Source organism: Candidatus Defluviibacterium haderslevense, assembly GCA_016712225.1.
GTDB lineage: Bacteria > Bacteroidota > Bacteroidia > Chitinophagales > Saprospiraceae > Vicinibacter > Vicinibacter haderslevensis.
Genome location: JADJRL010000003.1, coordinates 2,026,078 through 2,047,639 on the forward strand (window position 1 = coordinate 2,026,078; position 21,562 = coordinate 2,047,639).

Below are 21,562 nucleotides of genomic sequence, written 5' to 3' on the forward strand. Positions count from 1 at the left end.
AATAAATATAATTTAAGTTTTATGGTAAGTATATTAATACTGACCATTGCCAATGTTCAAGCTGGAAATCCAGATCGCCAAGGTGAAGCTGGAGCTTATGAATTGCTTATTAATCCTTGGGCGAAAGGAGCTGGAATGAACAGTTTAAATGGATCCTACGCCGTTGGGGTTGAAGCCATGGCTGTAAACATTGCAGGTTTAAGTCGAGCTTCTAAAACAGAAGTTGTATTGGGTCATACTAGATGGTTGGTGCCAAGTGGTGTAAGTATGAATGCTTTAGGAATAGCAAAACATGTTGGTAAAAACGGTACTTTGGGAATTGCTTTGATGGCAGTTAAGTTTGGCGACATCAAAGTAACGACTACAGAAGCTCCTGAAGGAACAGGTGCAACCTATAGTCCTAACTATTTTAATATCGGACTTGGATATTCACATCGATTTGGAAAAAAAGTATCGGTTGGTTTTTTAGTAAGAGGTGTGTCTGAATCGATACAAAGCTTGAGTGCTTTTGGAGTTGCGTTTGATGCTGGTGTTCAATATGTGGGGGGAACAAAAGACAATTTTAAACTTGGAATTTCACTTCGAAATATCGGTGGTCCAATGGAATTCACAGGACAAGGTTTGTCTACCCAATTGGCAAGTTCCTCTGGAAGCCAACTGACTTATAATGTTAGATTAACCAAATTTGAGCTACCATCGTTATTACATATGGGAGTATCTTATGATTTTGAGGTTGGAGATGATCTTAGTTTGACACCTGTTGTCAATTTTACTTCCAATTCTTTTGGGCGAGATGAGATAGGTGCAGGTTTAGAGTTAAAAATAACTAAGGCTTTTGGTCTAAGAGCATCATATAAATACGATATAGGTAAGTCAACTACTGTTGGAAAGAGTGCTTATACCGGATTAGGTCTAGGAGCTAGTGTAAACATTCCATTGGATAAAAAAGGAAATACCATGTTAGGATTAGACTATGCTTATAGAACTACAAAACCTTTTGAAGGAACGCATAATGTTGGTTTAAGCTTACTTTTTTAATGTTTTAAATTTTTTTTGAACTTACAATAGATAATATTCGTTTAGTATATTTAGCTTAATTAAGCTCGGAGAACGTTTTCTACAATTAGGAGACGTTCTTTCGTTTTATATCAGAACCATATTAAATTTTTTATTAAAATGAGTACTATAAACTACATGTCCCAGGAAGGATATGACAGAATTGCAGCCGAGATTGAACACTTAAAAACGGTTGGTCGCCAGGAAGCATCTAGAGCCATTGCTGAAGCAAGAGAAAAAGGTGATTTATCTGAAAATGCTGAATATCATGCAGCAAAAGATGCACAGGGTATGTTGGAAATGAAAATTAATGAGTTGGATAAAAAAATGATGAATGTTAGAATTATAGATGAAAATCTAATAGATACATCTATTGTTTCTATTTTAACCAATGTCAGAATAAAGAACCACAAAATAAACAAGGAGCTGATTTACAAAATAGTTTCAGAGGCTGAAGCTGATATAAAATTGAATAAAATATCATTAAATTCTCCAATAGGAAGTGGTTTGTTGGGTAAAGTTGTTGGAGATAAGGTTTCGATAAAAACCCCTGCAGGCGAAATGATACTAGAAGTAATGGAAATAACACATTAGATTATGGCAAGTATTTTTTCCAGAATAATAAGTGGCGAAATTCCATGTTATAAAGTAGCTGAAAGCGAATCTTGTATTGCATTTTTAGATGTTAATCCTTTAGCAAAAGGACATGTCCTTGTTGTTCCTAAAAAAGAAATGGATTATATTTTTGATATTGATGATGAATTATATTTGGACCTATTTGTATTTGCAAAAAAAGTAGCAAAGGCAATCCAAAAAATTGTACCGTGTACTAAAATTGGAATGAGTGTTATTGGTTTAGAAGTACCCCATGCGCATATACATTTGGTTCCAATTAATAATATTAGTGATCTCAATTTTAGCGGTCCCAGAGTTTCATTAATGACTTCTGAATTTATCGAATTAGCAAGTCAAATTCAAGATGTTTTAGATTAAATCAATATCTAGGCTATAAGATCAAGTACTTATTGCCATTGGGTAATCAAACCACCTATTGACTTGATTATCAACCCAATTATCTTCAAATTCTATATTGCATTGGATATCATTATTTCTTAAATCTAAATGATAGTCATTAGCCCAGGATTTATGATTTTTAGCAAGTTGTTTTAAGGCTTCTAAAATAAAGTCAATATCTTGATCACTCGTTGTTGGATGGATAGATAATCTAATCCAACCTGGTTTCTCAGAATAGTCTCCATGATTTATTAAATCAGTAATATGATTTGAATATTCCCGTTGAACGTTTAATATATAATGACCATAAGTTCCTGCACAAGAGCAACCTCCTCTTACTTGTATTCCAAATCTATCATTCAGCATTTTAACACCGAGATTATAATGTAAGTCATCTATATAAAAAGAAATAATACACAACCTGTTTTTATTATGAGCTTCCAAAATATGAAAATTTGGAATCGCATTTAATGGTTCCCAAATACGGTTCATTATCTCTTTTTCTCGATCCATCATTTTCTGAACTCCAATTTCTTCTTTAAGTTTAATACATAAAGCCGTTCTAATGGTTTGTATAAATGATGGTGTTCCGCCATCTTCACGTGTTTCAATATTATCAAAGTATTTATGTTCGCCCCAAGGATTGGTCCACTCTACAGTACCACCTCCTGAAATATCTGGAATTTTATTGGTATACAATTTCCTATTAAAAATTAATACTCCTGCAGAACCAGGCCCTCCCAAAAATTTGTGAGGTGAAAAATAGATAGCATCTAACTGTTGATTTTTATTTTCTGGATGCATGTTTATTTCAATATATGGTGCGCTGCATGCAAAATCAACAAAACAGAATCCACCCACTTCATGAATCATTTCTGCCATTTTAAAGTAAGGTGTAAAAATTCCTGTTACATTGGAACAAGATGTTATTGCGGCAATTTTTAAGGGTCTGTTAGCATATAATTTTAATAACTGGGCAAAATGGTTTAAATCGACTAAACCAGATTCATCGGGTTGAATAATGACGACTTCGGCTATAGTCTCTAACCATGACGTCTGATTGGAATGATGCTCCATATGAGTAATAAAAACAACTGGTCTGTTTTCTGGTGCAATGGTTATTTTGTCTGCATATTGTTCATGAATTTTTAAACCCAGAATCCTTTGTAGTTTATTGACAACTCCCGTCATGCCAGAATAAGATGATATGATAATATCATTAGCATTGGCATTCACATGTTTTTTAATAATTTGTAAAGCTTTGTGATAGGCTGAAGTCATTGCCTTTCCAGTAGTATTCGTTTCTGTATGTGTATTCGCGACATAAGGATAAATATGTTGTATTAAGTGTTGTTCAATGGGTCCGTACATTCTTCCACTAGCCGTCCAATCTGCATAAATAATTTTGAGTTTTTCTTTAAATGGACTTTCGAAATATTCGTCAGCTCCAATGATTTGGTCTCTAAATTTTTTAAAATAATCGTCCATTAATGTCATTTAATATATTTATTATTTGGAAAATGAGAATCAAATATAATGTCCTATTGATCAAATTTCAAATGAATTATTATTAATTCTTTTACTTAGATAATCTAGAATAAATTAAAGTATCTTAAACAATATTATAGTTGAACTAAGCAATGGTTTCCAATTCATCAATATCTTCCATTACGTCCTCAATTTCTGAAGGTTTTAATTGATCAATATCTACTCTAAGTCTTTCAATAATAAACTCTTGTCTTTCAGGTGTGTTTTTCCCCATATAGTATTCTAGAATTTTTTCTATATGCGAGTCTTCATTCATTACAACTGGTTCCAAACGAATATTTGGTCCAATAAATGTACCAAATTCATCAGGAGATATTTCACCCAGTCCTTTGAATCTTGTTATTTCTGCCTTTCCTTGTAAATTTTCAATGGCCTGTTGTTTTTCTTTCTCAGAATAACAGTAGAAGGTTTGCTTTTTATCTCTTACTCTAAATAAAGGTGTATCTAAAATATATAAGTGGCCCGCTCTTACTAAATCAGGAAAGAACTGTAAAAAGAAGGTTAAAAGTAATAATCTAATATGCATTCCATCTACATCAGCATCAGTAGCAACAACCACTTTATTGAATCTTAAATTCTCAATTCCATCTTCAATATCTAATGCGTGTTGGAGTAAATTAAGTTCCTCATTTTCATAAACTATTTTTTTGGTCATGCCATAACAGTTTAATGGTTTTCCACGAAGTGAAAAAACTGCTTGCAATTCGACATTTCTGGATTTGGTAATAGACCCACTAGCAGAATCACCTTCTGTAATAAAAAGAGTTGATTGTTCCTTTAATTCTGATTTGGCTTTAGTATCTGTCAAATGTATTTTGCAATCCCTTAATTTTTTATTATGGAGATTTGCTTTTTTGGCACGTTGGTTTGCTAGTTTTTTAATTCCTGCAATTTCTTTTCGTTCGCGTTCTGATTGTAAAATTTTTCCCAATAATTCCTTAGCGGTATCTGGATTTTTATGCAGGTAATTATCTAATTCCTTGGTGATGAAATCTGCGATGAAAGACCGAAGAGATGCACCTTCAGGCGCAATAGTTGTAGAACCAAGTTTAGTTTTGGTTTGTGATTCAAAAACGGGTTCTTCAATTCGTACAGAAATAGCTCCAATGATACTTGTATGAACATCTTTAACATCAAAATCTTTTTTAAAAAAATCACGAACTGTTTTGACAATAGCTTCTCTAAAATAATTGAGATGAGTGCCGCCTTGAGAAGTATATTGACCATTGACAAAGCTGTAATATTGTTCGCCATATTGTTCACCATGTGTAATAACAGCTTCAATGTCTTCTCCTTTCAGATGTATCGTTGGATAGTTAAGGCTTTCACCATCCGTGCGTCGATCCAACATATCTTTTAATCCATTTTTGGATATGAAGGTTTTGCCGTTATAATGTAATTTTAATCCCGCGTTCAAATAGGCATAATGCCATAATCTACTTTCTATAAATTCGTGAATAAACCTAAATTTTGGAAATATTTTTTCATCAGGTTTAAAGACAATAATGGTACCATTGGCTTCGTCTGTATTTTTAAGATTATGTTCTTTAATTAAATTACCTACAGTAAATTCAGCTATTTTAGTTTTGCCTTCACGAACAGACTGGACTTTAAAAAAAGAGGATAATGCATTAACTGCTTTTGTACCTACACCATTTAATCCCACAGATTTTTTGAAAGCTTTAGAATCATATTTACCGCCAGTATTAATTTGAGAAACGCAATCGATCACTTTTCCCAAGGGTATCCCACGACCATAATCCCTGACACTTACTGTTCCATCAATAATTTCAATCTCTATCTCTCGGCCAAATCCCATGACATATTCATCAATACAATTATCTAACACTTCTTTAAGTAAAATATAGATACCATCATCTATGGTAGTACCGTCACCTAGTTTGCCTATATACATACCAGGTCTTAATCTTATATGTTCTTTCCAATCTAAAGAGCGAATGTTTTCTTCTGTGTAGTTACTTACCAATGCCATTAAACCTTGATTTTATGTGCAAATATATAAACATATTATAATATTATTTAATTTGTTTTACGCATCAGTGAGCAATGCTCATTATCAATATTATAATTTGAAACAAATATTTTTTATTAAGTGGCCAATAAATTTACAAAAGTTAATTTTTAAAGTGTTATTTTGCTGTAATTTAAAATATCATGGGCACTGAAATAGGGAAAGATGTATTAGCAATTGAAGGTATGCGCTTTAACGTGTGCCATGGTTTATATGAGATTGAAAAAACAGTTTCACAGGTTTTTCTTGTAGATATCTATTTGGGAATGAATCAGAATCAAGAGGAGGATTATAAATTGGAGCAAATCGTTGATTATATCGAGTTGTATCAATTGATTACTAAGCTTGTTAATGTTACAGACCAATTTATAGAAACACTTACTAAACGAATCGTTATCAATGTATTACAGGCATTTCCATTAGTTTTTGAATGTAGGGTTCGGGTCAGTAAAATGCCACAATTGGGAGGTGTCATTTCAAGGGTTTATTTTGAACATACAGCTTATCGCAAAATTTAAAGTTACACCAATTCAAATAATAACCCTTAAGGAATTACAATATCTATAATTTAACTAAATAATAGTGCTGGTTTAAAGATTAAAGGAAATCTTTTATTCATAAATGTTTTTCTTGATTAACTTTGACAAAAATCTCAAACAAACATGAAAATTCAATTTTTTCTAGGGGCTTTATTAGGCTTTGTTTTAATTAGTACTATTTCTGGTCAACAACTATTCGAAGATAGGTCATTTCATGACACAAGATGGTTGCAGATCCCAGAGGGTTCTAAAGTTAATCAAATTCAATTTTTTGATGAATATGCTCAAAGACTTGGACTTACACCAGATTCAGAAATGAAATGGCTTAGAACCACAAATGATCAACAAAATGGAAAACATTATCATTATCAACAATACTATAAAAACGTCAAAGTATATGGAGCCAAGTATATACTTCATGAAGAGAACCAGTATGTAGAATCTGCTAATGGAATCATCTCTCCAAACCTTAATTTGGATATTAGATCCCAAATAAGTGCTGCTGAAGCCCTTCAAATTGCTAAAGAGGATATGCAAGCTAGTGTTTATACTTGGGAGAATAAGAAGAATTCTGAGTCAATCCCAATTCCAGAATTAGTAATTATCAATACTGATTATCCGTTGTGGAGCGGACAGATGAAATTAGCTTATATTTTTGAGTTAAGGGCAACAAATCCACATAGCTTTAAGAAATATATTGTCGATGCAGTCGATGGCGGAATCATTTTAAGTTTCAATACATTAATGAGTTGTTTTGGAGAAAAAGGTACCGCACATACTTTGTATCATGGAGATCAAGAAATAGATACAGAACTAGAAAATGGAGAATTCTTACTTAAGGATTTATCAAGAGGTAATGGTATTCAAACCCGAAGTATAACTGGAAAAATTTATTCGGATTCGGATAATGATTGGGAAAAAGGTACAAATGATCAAAAGAATGGTGCGCTAGATATGTTCTGGGGCTGTCAAAAAACGTATGATTTTTATAAAAGTAAATTCAATAGGAATAGCATTGATGGAAAGGGTATTAAAATAAGTGCCATATTATTGGATACTAGTGCATATAATAATGCTTATTGGGATGATAAATTATATACTATAAATTTTGGCATCGGGGATAATGTGACTTATAAACCATTTACCGCAATTGACGTGGTGGGACATGAACTAACTCATGGAGTAACACAATTTTCTGCCGGACTAGAATATTTATATGAATCCGGTGCAATGAATGAATCGTTTAGCGATATTTTCGGAAAATCGGTAGAATATTATTATGATCGTCCTCAATTTGATTGGTTAATTGGTGGTAAAGTTACTGTAGCGGCTAACTCAGCATTGAGAAGTATGGAAGATCCAAATCGATTTGGAAATCCAAAATATTATAAAGGTGCTTCTTGGTTTAAGGGAACTGCAGATAATGGAGGCGTACATTATAATAGTGGCGTTTTGAATTATTGGTTTTATTTATTGTGCGAGGGTAAATCAGGAAAAAATGAAGCAAAAATAGACTTCAATGTTCAGCGATTGGGTTTTGATACCACCATTCAGTTAGCTTACCATATGCTAACGGATTACTTAACACCAACATCGACTTACGTTGACGCAAGAACAGCATCGTTACAAATTGCTGCAAATTGGTGGGGAAGTTGTTCAGACGCTTATAAACAGGTCGCCGAAGCCTGGAAGGCAGTAGGTTTAGGTGGAACAACAGAAAGTGCTGATGTACAAATTTTAAACAATAAAACAAGCCTGACATCATGTAAGGATGGTTTGTACCAATTTGAAGTAAGACTCATAAATCTTAGTTGCAGTAATACCTATGCATTAAATACACCCATCGAACTTTCATATCAAGTAGCTCCTAAAGGCGCTATCGTAAAGGAGACTTATATATTAACAGCAGATTTTAAACCAGGACAAGATTTAAAATATACTTTTACGACACCTGTACTTTTAACAAAACCATCTACAACATTTTATGTAACCGTTGAACTTTCAAATGATGTAGATACTTCTAATAATCACTTTACTGTGGCTATTGCAAAGAGTAGTGCAAATTCAGCCATTGAACATGATATATTATTAAGTAGAATCAATGTTTCCGGTTCGCCATGTCCAAATAATAATAATGTTTACAGAGGTAGTGGGCAAGCTGTATATAACGGGTGTAGTATAATCCCAATCAACACAGCGATGGAATTGAGACTTAATTATAAAGATACAACTGTTGTTATTCCGTTTAAAACTACTAAATCAACTTATCCTGGTGGGCAAGTTCCAATTCCAGGTTTTGATATTCCAAGAACATTTTTGGGACTAAAAAAGGCAAATGGCGTTTTGGTTTATGCCAATGATACCGTTACAAAAAATAATATAGCAAATTTCCAAGTTGTTTTTTTAGAATATACGAAGAAAGATGAAATTGAAATGTTTAATAATTTCCGATTTGATAGTAGTAAAATTACATTGAATATTGATTCCTTCAATACTGTTCAAATTATTAATAAACCCATGCGTACTGGGTTTACATTGAATTGCACTGGAGGTAATATTATTAATTCAAATAATTTTTTCATACCAGCTTTAAATGATGATTTGTCGAATTTTATAAGAAACAATATAAAATTTTCAAGTACAATATATTTATGTGCAGATATTAAAGGATTGGTTAATCCTAAGCTGGAATATAACATGTCGCAACAGTTGAGTGGAACAGATTATGAATCTTTTGGAATGAAGGATCCAAGCTTCGCGGCATCGACCCGTATTATTTATAGGAATATAACTGGAGGTGCAATATTTACAGAAGTGATTAATAATGCTTCAGTGGTTCCAGCAGAATGGAGACATAAAATCCATTCCATTCCGGCTGAAACTTATGCCATTGAGATCACCAATTTATGTTTAAAGGGATCTGTAGATTCTACTACAGGTGAGATTAATCCTGATGGTGACCTTATCATAATGGACGATTTAGTTATTACAGCTGATGCGGTAGGTGTGGTAGATTTTGATGAGGTAGATTTTAATATTTTGCCCAACCCAAATCATGGTCATTTTGTAGTTCATTTGAATCAACCCAATCAAAAATCAAGTGAATTGCAAGTGTACAATGCAATGGGTAATAGAGTCGCTATAATTCCAATTAATAAAGATGTCCAGGAAGTAAAACTGCCTTCCCAATTACCATCAGGACAATATATTATTTTGTATAATTCTCAAAATGGAAAATCAATACGCAAGAAACTAATCATTTTATAAGAGGGTCTCTTTGATTCTGAAATGGATGTTATTTCAATGGTTGATTTAACATCCGTTTTTTATAGCATATTATCATGATATGAGGAAATTCTCCCTCTTATTCAATGACATTATAAATGGGAAAGGTTTTTGGTAATGTCAACCGAGTTTCTTTTAGGTTAGAAATCAAGAAATGAGTTTTTTTAAATATATTAAATTATTTTAGTATTTATAATATACTGATAATCAATTAATATACATATTATTACCCCTTTGTTATATTTAAAATTGGTATTATTTTTGTGTTAGATTAGACAAGCATTAAAATTTTTGTCAACATGAAAAGTACTATTTTACTCCCAGTTCTAGTTTTGATTGGAATTTTATCAACCAGCAGTAGGGTTATTACTGTACAAGAACGTTACATGGAGCAATACAAATATATGGCTATCAGCGAAATGAACAGAAGTGGAATTCCAGCAAGTATAAAATTAGCTCAGGGTATTCTTGAATCACAATCAGGTAGAAGTGAATTAGCTGTAAATGCCAATAATCATTTTGGAATTAAATGTAAATCGAATTGGTCCGGTGAAACTTATCAGTATAAAGATGATGATTTAGATGAGAATGGCGAATTAATACATTCTTGTTTTAGAATGTATGGTTCTGGTGAACAGTCTTACATAGATCATACAGATTTTATATTAAATCGATCACGATATAAACCGTTATTTAGTCTTCCAAAGAATGACTACAAAGCTTGGGCAATGGGCTTAAAAAAATGTGGGTATGCTACTGATCCAAATTATGGAATACGATTAATAGAAACTATTGAAAAATACAATCTTAATTTATTGGATGCGCCCGTTATAGTAAAGCCTGTACCTGTCTTACCCGTTATTGAAAATACCATAAAGACGCAAGTTAATACGACCAATAAACAAGTTGTTAAAGGAAGTTTAAATTCCTCCAAATATTCAAAAAATAAATCATATAATGTAAAAAGCAAAAAGAGATTTCGTACTTTTACGGCGCCAAGGTTGTCGGAGTCGAAGTAAACCAATCTCAAATCAAACCTAGACGAATGTAATAAGTGTTTTTAACCTACTCGCTCATTTCTTCTGACAGCTTTGGCCTTTTCTTTAACACATTTTGGCGCATTTCCACGTATCCTTTTCGTTGTGCAACGATGTCTTTTGCTAAATATATTGCATGTTGCATAGAAGTTGGATCAGCCTCATTTTTACCCGCAATATCATATGCTGTGCCATGATCCGGAGATGTTCTTACAAATGGCAAACCTGCAGTATAATTGATTCCTGTTTCAAAAGAAATTGTTTTAAATGGAATTAAGCCCTGATCATGATACATGGCAAGCACACCATCAAATTTAGCAAATTGGCCTGAACCAAAAAATCCATCAGCTGAATAGGGACCTGCAACAAAAATTCCATTCTTCTTGGCTTCTATAATAGCAGGCCTAATCATTTCTTCCTCTTCAGATCCTAATAATCCTTCTTCGCCAGCATGTGGATTTAAGCCTAATACGGCAATATGAGGTTTTTCAATTCCGAAATCCTTATTTAATGATTGGTCCAATAATTGAATCTTTGAAGCAATTAAAGATTTTGTCAATTGAGATGAAACCTGGGATAATGGTATATGGTCAGTTACCAATGCAACTTTTAATTTATCACTTACCATCATCATAAGTATATCTTTTGAATTTGATTTGGCCTTAAGATAATCTGTGTGACCATTAAATTCAAAACCTCCTAGCTTCATTGCGTGTTTGTTGATGGGTCCTGTTACAATTGCATCTAACTCTCCCTGCATTATATCTTGCAATGCGACCTCTAAGGATAATTTGGCATATTTACCTCCCTCAACACTTGCTTTGCCTAAAGAAATGGTGACATTATCATTCCAACAATTGATGATATTGATTTTTCCTGCTTTAGGTTTTTCACCTTGATTTAATACATATAAAGATAAATTATCAAGATTGACAATATTCTTATGATAGGAAGCAATTTTTACATTTCCATATATTATGGGAATCACGTGTTGAAAAATATAATCCTGATGCAAGGCCTTTAGTATTACTTCCAGGCTAATACCATTCATGTCCCCAGCAGTTATTCCAATTTTTATTTTTTCCATATATTAAATACCTATTATTCAAGTGCGAATATAATGCTTAAAACGGCCATAAACGTGAAATACTTATGAGATAAATCAAGGTTCAAATTAAATTAGAAATCAAGATTTAATAAAAGTAAGATTTTTTTGGACCCGACCATTTCTAATATTTAATATGTAACAACCAGCTTCAAGATCTTCAATAGGAATTGTTTTTTGAAATGTGTTGTTAGCTGTAAAACATCCATGATTCCTTCCAACAAAGTCTAAAATGCAAATTGTATATGAATCATCACTTGGTATTTTTATTATTAATTCATGATAAACCGGGTTCGATAATAGATTAAATTCAAAATTTAAAGCATTTAATTCTGTAGATGTTTGTAATGTAGATTGACTAAAAAATCTCCAAATTTCTTTACTCGCACTGAAATCCTGACAAGTAACACCTATGTTAAAGATAGCACCAGGCCAAGTGTGTGCGCCATTTTCAACTTTGATAAATTCAACTTTATTGTTGTTCAAGCATTTGTTGTATTTATATTGTATTGCAGTAGAACCATCATTAAGGTTGATGTCTGGAAATGAATTTATTTCATTTGGTTTTGATTCACAAGAAAGTTGAGTTGCCCAAAATTTTATGAGTGTATCTATAGGTAAAAAACTCACTGTTCCTAGATAGGGAACAGTTGAATCGGCCGTTCCATGAATTTGAAGAATCGGAATAAGTTTAGAAGGTCGGCATTGTAAATTCCTCAATTTAGTCATGGATCCAGCTACAGAAGCAATTGCTGCAAAACGTGTTGACTGGCATGCCAATTCATGGCTCATAAAGCCTCCATTAGACATTCCAGTACTGTATATTCTAGTTGGATCAACCGAATAAATTAACGATATGGTATCAATTAAGGCTTCTATAAATCCTACGTCATTAATGCTCGAAGGAAAAAATCCAACATTCCAAAACTGATTTCCTAAAGGATCTTTTGTCCCATTAGGGTGTACTATTATAAAATTAGCAGTATCGGCAATTGGTCTAAAATCTCCATAGAATTCTTGTTGAACATTATTTGAAGCATAGCCATGTAAATTAAAAACAAGTGGAGTTAATGTATTAGGATTATACATTTTTGGAATATAAATTTTATAATCACGAGTAATACCATCGTGAATTATAGTTTTTGTAAGATTCGTTTGCCCTTGAGCAATAAATCCATTTAATATTAAAATAAGTGAAAAGATTATTTTTAACATACTCAAATTATTTTATAATGATACTATCAGATTTTGGTCTTTCAGGTTTATTAAATTGAGGAAAAGATATTTCAGGTTTTAGAGGACGATTGGTATCATGAGGAACGGTAATGCTATCAAATTTCAAGTATTTAGACCCAAAACTTAGCGTTGAATCAACTTCTAATTGAACACGACTCATTAGGCTTCGTTTGCAATCGTCATATTTATTTTGTAAGAATATCGTTTTTCGTTCTAATAATTTTTGTTGAATAAGATTTTGGAGTTTTTCGGGTGTGTCATTATTGCATGATATTATAATAACCATCATCAATAAAATTAAAATGTGTTTCATTGTTGATTCTGGAGTTTTATGATTTGTTCTTTTCTAATTTGGATAATGGAATCAATCCAAAATTGTTTTTTGAGATTTGATAATTCTTGACATAATGAATCAGCTATTAATTCATAATTAGCCTTATTGGTAATAAATAGACTATCTGCAGTTTGAAATGAAATTCGTTCCATTTCTTTGCCTGGATCAGAACACGCACTTATTATCAAAAAAAGAATAAAAACCAGTCTAAAGTTCAATTTAAATTTTTTTACGTAATTCAAAATTTTGACCTAAGTAAACACGGCGAACTTCTTCATCTGAAGCTAATTCTTCTGCAGATCCTGCTTTAAGAATTTTTCCTTCAAATATTAAATAGGCACTATCGGTAATGGATAGTGTCTCCTGTACATTATGATCCGTTATTAAAATCCCAATATTTTTGGTTTTTAATTTTTGTACAATGGATTGAATATCTTCAACAGCAATAGGATCTATACCTGCAAAAGGTTCGTCCAGTAAAATAAAATTTGGATTAGATGCAAGTGCTCTAGCTATTTCTGTTCGTCTTCGTTCACCACCTGAAAGAGAATCACCAAGATTATTTCTTACTTTATTCAAATGGAATTCATCCAATAAAGACTCTAATTTATCCTTCTGTTCAAGTTTAGATAAATTTGTCATCTCTAAAATGGCTTTAATATTATTTTCAACAGAAAGCTTTCTAAAAACGGATGGTTCTTGCGGAAGGTAACCCAATCCCCTTCTGGCACGAATATACATGGGTTCTCTGGTGATATCAACTTGATCTAAAAAGACTTTACCTGAATTGGGCGTAATAAAACCTACAATCATATAAAATGTGGTTGTCTTACCGGCGCCATTTGGCCCTAGTAAACCAACAATTTGCCCTTCCTTTACTTCAATTGAAACACCATTAACTACTGTTCTTGATCCGTATGCTTTGATTAAATGTTCTGTTCTTAAAATCATTATTGTAATTTTAATGTAACTTCAACTTCCCAATCTGCTCTTAATTCGCTCAGGTCCCAAATATAAACTTGTTCGGGCATTCTTTTTTGATCAAATTTTACCGGATCCCAACGATCATTTTCATTTTCATCAAGAATTAAAACAGCCTTATATTTGCCAGGTAATATATTTGAAATTGATATTTTTTCTTGTTTATTCTTGGCAACAAAAGTTCTATGAATTAATATTTTGTCATTCTCTTTTATTTCAAAAATATAGTGATGATTAATAAGGACACTATCAAAAGTAATTTTAATATTTGACAAAGATTTTTGTTGAATCCATGAAACACGAAAAGTATCCTGAAGATTGGTTTTGTTACTTATTCCTTTGATCATCATCGAATCAACAACTAAAGTTAATGGGTCTTGATTTTTAGTAAATGGAATGATCGATAATTTCCGAGAGTGTGTTGTGTCGCAAATGATTTTCAATGGTTGGTCTGGAATGAAGTGAATTTTTGTGGTGTCCCAATCTTTTATTAAATCCACCCAATTCAATTCAATGTGTTCCTCAGGAGTTAAAACAGATTTTTGTAATGTGAAGTGTTCTTTGTTATTATTTTTGAAATAATTGCCGGCGATAAATTTAATCGTGTCTGATTGATTTTCGAACGAAATATATTCTGAAAACGAACTATCAGCCTGATACCAAATGGTCAAGCTATCATAATCGAAATTTTGGAATTTAGAAATTGTGGATGTCGGATTTAGACTTGCATTAGATACTGCTTGATTAAAAATAACAACCATTTTACCTGGGGTGTTTCTTTTTTCTTTTATTGCAAGAGGAAGATTTTCTTGTGAAATTTTTAAAGCAATAGAATCTAGATTTGCTGTTGTAAGTACAATGGATTGATTTAAAAATCCAAAAAACTCATTAGGCTGATCAAAATAATAATTTTGATTTTTATCTATTAAAGTATAAATAGAATAAGTATTCGATTTAATATTTTGAAATTGGAACCGCCCACTGCTATCAGTCCAAGTGAAGTAATCAGGTTTTTGTCTTTTAACAGCAGTATCCATTAGGTTATTATATAGTAGAACTAAAACTTTGGGAGCCGAGAGTAAGGTTTTTGCATCTTTAACAATACCTCTGATCATTAAAGAATCAATATAATCTCCAGTTGAAAAAACATATTTTATCGTTGATGCTTTATTATTTGCAGTGATATCTTGAATAGCGTCGCCGAATTGTATGGAATATGTGGTATTTTCTTTGAGTGTTTCTTTTTCATTTAATTTTACAATTAGCGATTTGCCTTTTAAGGTATATTCCAAAGGAAATTGTGTAGTAGGTGATACGATAATATTACCTGTTGGGTTATCAAGTTTAACCCATTCATCAAAATGAAGAATGATTTTTCTAGATGCGAAATTCTTTTGATAATTTGGAGTTGATTTTTCTTTAATGATTTTTGGAGGAATATGGTCATCATCACCACCGGTAATAGGTTTTATATTGGCACAGGATGATATCCATATCAATAATGTGAATAAAGTCAGTAAATGTCTAATATCAATTTTTCGAATAATCATTCAATTATTTTTATAAATGGCTGATTAAGTTTTGACCTGACATTTCAACGGGTTTAGGCAATTCCATTATGGCCAAAATGGTAGGAGCTATATCTCCTAAAATGCCATCTTTAATCTTTATTTTTTTGTCATTTGTGATTGATATTATGGGTACAGGATTTTTAGAATGAGCTGTATTGGGTGAACCATCTTCATTGATCATGTAATCAGCATTTCCATGATCAGCTAAAATAATAATCGAATAACCATGTGACTGAGCTAAGGGTATTAGTTGAGACAAACACTGATCTACTGTTTCTACAGCTTTGACGACTGCAGAAAATACACCCGTATGTCCAACCATATCTGCATTAGCATAATTCAAACATATAAAATCTGGTTGGTGATTATTGATATCTTTAATGAGCGCTTCAGTAAGGGGAATGGCACTCATCTCAGCTTGTAAGTCATAGGTTGCAACTTTTGGAGAGGGTACCAGGATTCTTCTTTCATTGGCAAACATTTTTTCTCTACCGCCACTAAAGAAAAAACTAACATGAGGATATTTTTCTGTTTCTGCAATTCTTAATTGATGGCCACCATATTTTGAAATCATTTCGCCTAAAGTATTCGAAAGATTTTGTTTTTCAAATAAAACTTGAATATGTTCAAAAGTTGAATCATATCGGGTCATGGTAATGTATTGTAAATTCATTTTGTGCATGCCATACTCAATTACATCTTTTTGAGTAAGCACTTCGGATAATTGTCTTAAACGATCGGTACGAAAATTAAAACACAATACGCCATCATTAGGAGCGATCACCATCTTATGGTTTTGCTCATTCAGGATGGTTATAGGTTCTATAAATTCATCTGTGATGTTTTGATTATAGCTATCAAGTATAGCGTCTTTTGGATTGTGGTAAGTGTTCCCGTTGGCTTGAGTTAATAATTGATATGCTTTGGCGGTACGCTCCCACCTATGATCACGATCCATTGCATAGTATCTTCCAATGATCGAAATTATTTTGGTTTTTCTTCCTTCAATATATTGTTGTAGATCAGTTACAAAACCTAATCCTGATTTAGGATCAGTATCGCGACCATCCGTAATAGCATGGATATATATTTGATTTAAATCACTGGATTCACAAATATCAATAAGTGCTTTTAAGTGATCTATATGACTGTGAACGCCGCCATCAGATACCAAGCCTATAAGATGTAAGGGTTTAGCATTTGAACTACAATATGTAATCAATTCCTGCAAAACTCTATTGGATTTTAGTGATTGATCTTCAATGGATTTATTGATCATTACTAAATCCTGATAGACTACTCTACCTGCACCTAAATTGAGATGACCTACTTCTGAATTACCCATTTGTCCCTCTGGAAGACCAACTTTCAACCCAAAAGTAGTTAACCGGGCGTTGGGAAAATCTTGCATTAGGCTATCAAAATAGGGTGTATTTGCTTGTTGAATGGCATCTGATTTTGGTACTGAGCCGATTCCCCAACCATCTAATATAACAAGCATTGCTTTTTTCATCTATTTGTAAGGTGTTTAAAAACTTAAAGTTCAGCTAATTTATTGAAATTAATGTAATTTTACTTTGTGGATGGAACAGAATTGGTTCGTTGTTGGTTTAATGTAAAAAAAAGTAAATGAAATTAATTTTCGTGATATTGTTAAATGTTCCAATGTTTCTTCTTTCGGCACAAGATAGATATTCGGCTTTTGATGCCATTGCCAAAGGAAATGTAAATGCATTGGCAAGTCAATTTGATAATCATATAGAACTTTGTTTTAATGGCAAAATTCAAATATTAGAAAAGGAAGCCGCTTCAAATGCTTTAAAGGGGTTTTTAGAGCAAAATCAACCGAAAACATGCACATCCATCCATAAGGGCTCATCAAAATCTAATGAATCCCAATATTTAATCGGTCAATTAACAACGACCTCAGGTAAATTTTTTAGAGTTTATATTTACTTCGAAGACATAGATGGAAAAAGTATCATACAGGAATTACGAATAGATAAAGAATAAGCACTCTTTTAGTTTTATGACAATAAATAGGGCTTAGTATCCCCATTTTTTAAGCTCTAACTCTGCTTCCAGAGGAAGAATTTCGAAACTTCTTTCTTTAATAGTGAATTGATCTCCAATCGCTAGCACATGTGTGGTCAAATTAGATAATGACATAGGTGTTCCAGGAGATAAAATAGCTGATTTATTATGACTCAAATGACTCGGATCAAATAAAATAACCATTCCAGATCCAATAACTCGACATGCATTCCCATATTTGATAATAAGACCTGTATCCTCTGCCAGACCTATGCCTAATAAAGATGGAAATTGAGCGACGGCTTCTGCTAGACGTCCAAAGCGCCCTCTTTGAATAAAATGAGAATCTATGATAGCTTCAGGTAAAAAACCCATTCCCATATTCATTTTGACATTTCCTTTGAAAAGTGCTTCGGATACTGAACCCCCGGCAATCATTTCTTTGCTCATACACATAGCTCCTGCACTAGTGCCAGCGATGACAAATTGAGTTTCAATAAGTTTTAATCTCAATAAATCATGCATTTTAGAGTTGGAAATAAATTTTATAATCTGACTTTGGTCCCCACCAGAAAATAACAAACAATCGGCTTCTTCAATTAGGGTCAAATTTTTTTTTGAATCAGCTTCAGACCGTTTGCGGATGTCCAGAATGTGTAAATCATTACAGCCTAAGGCACTAAAAGCCATGTTATAGCTGTGGCCGACCTCTTTTGGAATTTTGGAAGCAGTAGTAATAACTACTATTTTTGAATTGATTCCTCCACTTTCCTTGACTATAGTAGAGAGAATTCCGTGCTTGATAAAATCTAATGAATACATTTCATTAAGACCCATTCCTTTATCCTCATTTCCTCCTACTGGTATAAGTGTACCTTTATAATTCACAAATAATTGGTTTAAAACGACTGCAAAACTAAATATACTATTCAGCTTTCAAACTAAATTCTTATTTTGACGGCTATAATTCAAAATGAAATGAGGATAAGAGAAATCAACGTCATGCGAGGACCAAATTATTGGTCCATTAAGAGGCATAAACTTATTGTAATGGTCCTTGATCTTGAAGAAATGGAAAGTCGGCCAACCCATGTTATTTCTGGGTTTTTGGATCGGATGAAGGCATTATTACCAGGAATGTACAGTCATAGATGTTCTGTGGGAACTCCTGGTGGTTTTTATCAACGAGTCGAAGAAGGAACCTGGATGGGACATGTTATAGAACATGTAGCATTAGAGATTCAGTCACTGGCCGGTATGGAAGTTGGATTTGGTCGAACAAGAACTTATGGTGAAGATGGAGTATATCATGTGGTTTTTGATTATTTGGAAGAAAAGGTTGGAATTTATGCAGCAAAAGCAGCGGTACGTATCGTTCAGGCATTGATAGATAATGTAACTTATGATTTAACTGAGGACATCCAAGAAATGCGGGAATTAAGAGAATCCAGTCGCTTAGGCCCAAGCACTGGTTCAATCATTGAAGAAGCTGAAGCTCGAGGTATACCTTGGATAAGATTAAATAAATATAGTTTATGCCAATTGGGATATGGTCGCAATCAACGAAGAGTTCAGGCCACAGTAACAAGCCAAACCTCAAATATAGGAGTTGAAATCGCAGGGGATAAAGAAGATACCAAATATTTACTCACACAGGCACAAATTCCGGTTCCTAAAGGTGAAATTATCCGAACCGAAGCTGGACTGATTTCTGCCATTGAAGATCAACAATATCCCATAGTTATAAAACCAATTAACGGAAACCATGGCCGGGGAGTAACTACTAACATTCAAAATTGGGCTCAGGCCATTGAAGCATTTAACCTTGCAAAGAGGATTTCCCCTTCCGTAATAGTAGAACAATTTATTACAGGTGAAGATTATAGAATACTTGTGATTAATCACAAAATGGTGGCTGCGGCAAAACGATTGCCGGCTCAAGTTATAGGAGATGGTAAACAAACCATACAGGAGCTGATTGATCAAGTTAATCAGGATCCAAGACGGGGTTTTGGACATGAGAAAGTTTTGACTAGTATTACCATTGACGATATTACTCGCAAGTTGCTCGAATTAAAACAATATACTTTGGAAACTATCATTACCAAAGGAGAAATTTTAGTTCTTAAGGATACAGCCAATTTATCTACCGGTGGGACGTCTGTTGATGTTACTGATATTGTTCACCCTTCAATTGTATTTATGTCTGAACGCATATCCAGAATTGTTGGATTAGACATTTGTGGTATTGATTTTCTTTCCAAAGATATCAGTAAGGCTATTACAGAGGTTGGGGGTGCGGTGATTGAAGTGAATGCCGGCCCGGGATTTAGAATGCATTTAGCACCTGAGAAAGGACTTCCGAGGAATGTTGCTGCCCCCGTAATTGATATGCTTTATCCTCCTGGTACACCATCGCGTATACCTATAATAGCGGTTACAGGAACCAATGGAAAAACTACAACGACCAGATTGTTAGCACATATGGTTAAAATGATGGGCTTTAATGTGGGATACACAACAACAGATGGAGTTTATGTACAAAATCATTTATTGATGCATGGAGACTGTTCTGGACCGGGCAGTGCAGAATTTGTTTTAAAAGATCCCACAGTAAATTTTGGAGTATTTGAGACTGCACGTGGGGGGATATTAAGAGCAGGTCTGGGATTTAAGAATTGCGATATTGCTATTGTCACTAATGTTGCTCCGGATCATTTAGGATTAAAAGGAATTCATACTGTTGAACAATTAGCCAAAGTTAAAGCCGTGGTTGTAGAATCAGTAAGTCCTCAGGGATATGCCATCTTAAATGCAGATGATGATTTGGTTTATGGTATGCGTGAAAAAGCAACTTGTAAAATTGCACTTTTTTCAATGGATGAGTCCAATCCAAGAATTAAAAAACATATGCGTGAAGGCGGGTTGTCTGCGATATATGAAGACGGATTTATAACCATATGTAAGGGAGAATGGAAACTGAGATTAATCAAAGCGGTAAATGTCCCATTGACTTTTGGTGGTAAAGCCACCTTTATGATCCAAAACGTCCTTCCGGCCGCTTTAGCAGGATATATCAATGGATTTGAATTAGATGATATAAGTTCTAGTTTAGAGACCTTTATTCCATCACCGGCCCAAACCCCTGGAAGGTTGAATTTTTTCAATTTCAAACATTTCGATGTTATACTGGATTATGCCCATAATCAAGCTGGAATGTCCGCATTGAAAAACTTTATAGATAAAATGGATGGTAAACCGAAGGTGGGTATTATTGCGGGAATAGGAGATCGGAGGGTGGAGGATAATGAAGGAATAGGCTATGTGGCCAGTACTATGTTTGATGAAATCATCATTCGGCAAGATAGAAATTTGAGGGGGAGAACCAATACAGAGCTTAACCAAATGATCATAAAAGGAATTCATGAGCACGATCCCAATAAACCCATTCAGGTGATTTCAAATGAAACAGAGGCTATCCAATATGCTTTAGAAAATGCTAAGCCAGGTTCCCTGATTGTCATATGCAGTGACGTTGTAACTGAAGCACTGGCTTTGGTACAGAAATATAAGGAAGAAGAAGCCAGTCGATTTTATGGATTCAAGAGGGAGGACATACCCAATATGCAGTCCAATCATTAGTTTAAAAATACTATAAAATGATATTGAATAAAGTGAGCAGTATTGATTGATTCCACAAAAAATTAGTATTTTTTAATTATTAAGCATTCATTATTCATTATATATTGTAAATTACAAACTTACATATGTATTTTATTATGTATATAAA

Annotated in this window: 18 protein-coding genes; 8 read left to right on the top strand and 10 right to left on the bottom strand. The window is 33.3% G+C overall.

Annotated features, from left to right (window positions below; all coding sequences use genetic code 11):
- Positions 1-21 precede the first annotated feature (21 nt).
- The 3 genes from IPK88_08160 to IPK88_08170 all read left to right on the top strand — a co-directional run bounded on the left by IPK88_08160 (position 22) and on the right by IPK88_08170 (position 2,049).
- Positions 22-1,038, top strand: a complete 1,017-nt coding sequence (locus tag IPK88_08160) for a PorV/PorQ family protein (protein ID MBK8243384.1) — start codon at positions 22-24, stop codon at positions 1,036-1,038.
- A 138-nt stretch (positions 1,039-1,176) separates the two neighbouring features.
- A complete protein-coding gene (gene greA, locus IPK88_08165; protein ID MBK8243385.1) occupies positions 1,177-1,650 on the top strand; it encodes a transcription elongation factor GreA in 474 nt (157 codons plus the stop codon).
- A 3-nt stretch (positions 1,651-1,653) separates the two neighbouring features.
- The gene (locus IPK88_08170) at positions 1,654-2,049 is read left to right on the top strand and encodes an HIT family protein (GenBank protein ID MBK8243386.1); all 396 of its coding nucleotides are present in this window, start codon (positions 1,654-1,656) and stop codon (positions 2,047-2,049) included.
- 21 nt (positions 2,050-2,070) lie between these two features.
- Here the strand turns inward: IPK88_08170 and IPK88_08175 are convergent, their stop codons facing one another.
- On the bottom strand, positions 2,071-3,558 hold the full coding sequence (locus IPK88_08175; protein MBK8243387.1) for an aminotransferase class V-fold PLP-dependent enzyme: 1,488 nt from the start codon (positions 3,556-3,558) through the stop codon (positions 2,071-2,073).
- Between the two features lie 145 nt (positions 3,559-3,703).
- On the bottom strand, positions 3,704-5,611 hold the full coding sequence (locus IPK88_08180; GenBank protein MBK8243388.1) for a type IIA DNA topoisomerase subunit B: 1,908 nt from the start codon (positions 5,609-5,611) through the stop codon (positions 3,704-3,706).
- Between the two features lie 182 nt (positions 5,612-5,793).
- On the opposite strand from IPK88_08180, the gene IPK88_08185 reads away from it, so the two are divergent.
- The 3 genes from IPK88_08185 to IPK88_08195 all read left to right on the top strand — a co-directional run bounded on the left by IPK88_08185 (position 5,794) and on the right by IPK88_08195 (position 10,493).
- Complete coding sequence (locus IPK88_08185) at positions 5,794-6,168, top strand: dihydroneopterin aldolase (GenBank protein ID MBK8243389.1); 375 nt, start codon at positions 5,794-5,796, stop codon at positions 6,166-6,168.
- Between the two features lie 144 nt (positions 6,169-6,312).
- Entirely contained in the window at positions 6,313-9,456 is a 3,144-nt protein-coding gene (locus tag IPK88_08190; GenBank protein MBK8243390.1) for a M4 family metallopeptidase, read from the top strand.
- Positions 9,457-9,773: 317 nt separating this feature from the next.
- The gene (locus IPK88_08195; protein MBK8243391.1) at positions 9,774-10,493 is read left to right on the top strand and encodes a glucosaminidase domain-containing protein; all 720 of its coding nucleotides are present in this window, start codon (positions 9,774-9,776) and stop codon (positions 10,491-10,493) included.
- 46 nt (positions 10,494-10,539) lie between these two features.
- On the opposite strand, the gene pdxA is transcribed toward IPK88_08195, so the two are convergent.
- From pdxA to IPK88_08230, 7 genes are all read right to left on the bottom strand, one after another.
- Positions 10,540-11,598 carry a 4-hydroxythreonine-4-phosphate dehydrogenase PdxA gene (gene pdxA / locus IPK88_08200; GenBank protein ID MBK8243392.1) on the bottom strand — a complete coding sequence of 353 codons (1,059 nt, stop codon included), beginning with the start codon at positions 11,596-11,598 and terminating at the stop codon, positions 10,540-10,542.
- Between the two features lie 99 nt (positions 11,599-11,697).
- Entirely contained in the window at positions 11,698-12,831 is a 1,134-nt protein-coding gene (locus IPK88_08205) for a hypothetical protein (GenBank protein MBK8243393.1), read from the bottom strand.
- Between the two features lie 7 nt (positions 12,832-12,838).
- The gene (locus tag IPK88_08210) at positions 12,839-13,165 is read right to left on the bottom strand and encodes a hypothetical protein (protein ID MBK8243394.1); all 327 of its coding nucleotides are present in this window, start codon (positions 13,163-13,165) and stop codon (positions 12,839-12,841) included.
- Complete coding sequence (locus tag IPK88_08215; GenBank protein ID MBK8243395.1) at positions 13,162-13,404, bottom strand: hypothetical protein; 243 nt, start codon at positions 13,402-13,404, stop codon at positions 13,162-13,164. Before IPK88_08215 ends, IPK88_08210 begins: the two co-directional genes overlap by 4 nt.
- Position 13,405: 1 nt before the next feature.
- Positions 13,406-14,137 (bottom strand): LPS export ABC transporter ATP-binding protein, encoded by a 732-nt coding sequence (gene lptB / locus IPK88_08220; GenBank protein MBK8243396.1) that lies wholly within the window; start codon positions 14,135-14,137, stop codon positions 13,406-13,408.
- Entirely contained in the window at positions 14,137-15,717 is a 1,581-nt protein-coding gene (locus IPK88_08225; GenBank protein ID MBK8243397.1) for an Ig-like domain-containing protein, read from the bottom strand. Before IPK88_08225 ends, lptB begins: the two co-directional genes overlap by 1 nt.
- Before the next feature lie 10 nt (positions 15,718-15,727).
- Positions 15,728-17,251, bottom strand: coding sequence for a 2,3-bisphosphoglycerate-independent phosphoglycerate mutase (locus tag IPK88_08230; protein ID MBK8243398.1), 1,524 nt, complete (start codon positions 17,249-17,251; stop codon positions 15,728-15,730).
- A 116-nt stretch (positions 17,252-17,367) separates the two neighbouring features.
- On the opposite strand from IPK88_08230, the gene IPK88_08235 reads away from it, so the two are divergent.
- Positions 17,368-17,751, top strand: a complete 384-nt coding sequence (locus IPK88_08235; protein ID MBK8243399.1) for a DUF4783 domain-containing protein — start codon at positions 17,368-17,370, stop codon at positions 17,749-17,751.
- Between the two features lie 33 nt (positions 17,752-17,784).
- On the opposite strand, the gene IPK88_08240 is transcribed toward IPK88_08235, so the two are convergent.
- Positions 17,785-18,660 (bottom strand): cyanophycinase, encoded by an 876-nt coding sequence (locus IPK88_08240; GenBank protein MBK8243400.1) that lies wholly within the window; start codon positions 18,658-18,660, stop codon positions 17,785-17,787.
- Positions 18,661-18,750: 90 nt separating this feature from the next.
- On the opposite strand from IPK88_08240, the gene cphA reads away from it, so the two are divergent.
- Positions 18,751-21,414: a cyanophycin synthetase gene (gene cphA, locus IPK88_08245; GenBank protein MBK8243401.1), complete on the top strand. Its 2,664-nt coding sequence runs from the start codon at positions 18,751-18,753 to the stop codon at positions 21,412-21,414.
- Positions 21,415-21,562 lie beyond the last annotated feature (148 nt).

Bases quoted from the DNA above. Each gene is read 5' to 3' on its own strand.
- IPK88_08195 (MBK8243391.1), top strand. From the start codon at position 9,774: ATGAAAAGTACTATTTTACTCCCAGTTCTAGTTTTGATTGGAATTTTA.
- pdxA (MBK8243392.1), bottom strand. From the start codon at position 11,598: ATGGAAAAAATAAAAATTGGAATAACTGCTGGGGACATGAATGGTATT.
- IPK88_08210 (MBK8243394.1), bottom strand. From the start codon at position 13,165: ATGAAACACATTTTAATTTTATTGATGATGGTTATTATAATATCATGC.
- IPK88_08180 (MBK8243388.1), bottom strand. From the start codon at position 5,611: ATGGCATTGGTAAGTAACTACACAGAAGAAAACATTCGCTCTTTAGAT.
- greA (MBK8243385.1), top strand. From the start codon at position 1,177: ATGAGTACTATAAACTACATGTCCCAGGAAGGATATGACAGAATTGCA.
- IPK88_08185 (MBK8243389.1), top strand. From the start codon at position 5,794: ATGGGCACTGAAATAGGGAAAGATGTATTAGCAATTGAAGGTATGCGC.
- IPK88_08230 (MBK8243398.1), bottom strand. From the start codon at position 17,251: ATGAAAAAAGCAATGCTTGTTATATTAGATGGTTGGGGAATCGGCTCA.
- lptB (MBK8243396.1), bottom strand. From the start codon at position 14,137: ATGATTTTAAGAACAGAACATTTAATCAAAGCATACGGATCAAGAACA.
- IPK88_08170 (MBK8243386.1), top strand. From the start codon at position 1,654: ATGGCAAGTATTTTTTCCAGAATAATAAGTGGCGAAATTCCATGTTAT.
- IPK88_08160 (MBK8243384.1), top strand. From the start codon at position 22: ATGGTAAGTATATTAATACTGACCATTGCCAATGTTCAAGCTGGAAAT.
- IPK88_08190 (MBK8243390.1), top strand. From the start codon at position 6,313: ATGAAAATTCAATTTTTTCTAGGGGCTTTATTAGGCTTTGTTTTAATT.
- IPK88_08175 (MBK8243387.1), bottom strand. From the start codon at position 3,558: ATGGACGATTATTTTAAAAAATTTAGAGACCAAATCATTGGAGCTGAC.
- IPK88_08205 (MBK8243393.1), bottom strand. From the start codon at position 12,831: ATGTTAAAAATAATCTTTTCACTTATTTTAATATTAAATGGATTTATT.
- cphA (MBK8243401.1), top strand. From the start codon at position 18,751: ATGAGGATAAGAGAAATCAACGTCATGCGAGGACCAAATTATTGGTCC.
- IPK88_08235 (MBK8243399.1), top strand. From the start codon at position 17,368: ATGAAATTAATTTTCGTGATATTGTTAAATGTTCCAATGTTTCTTCTT.
- IPK88_08225 (MBK8243397.1), bottom strand. From the start codon at position 15,717: ATGATTATTCGAAAAATTGATATTAGACATTTACTGACTTTATTCACA.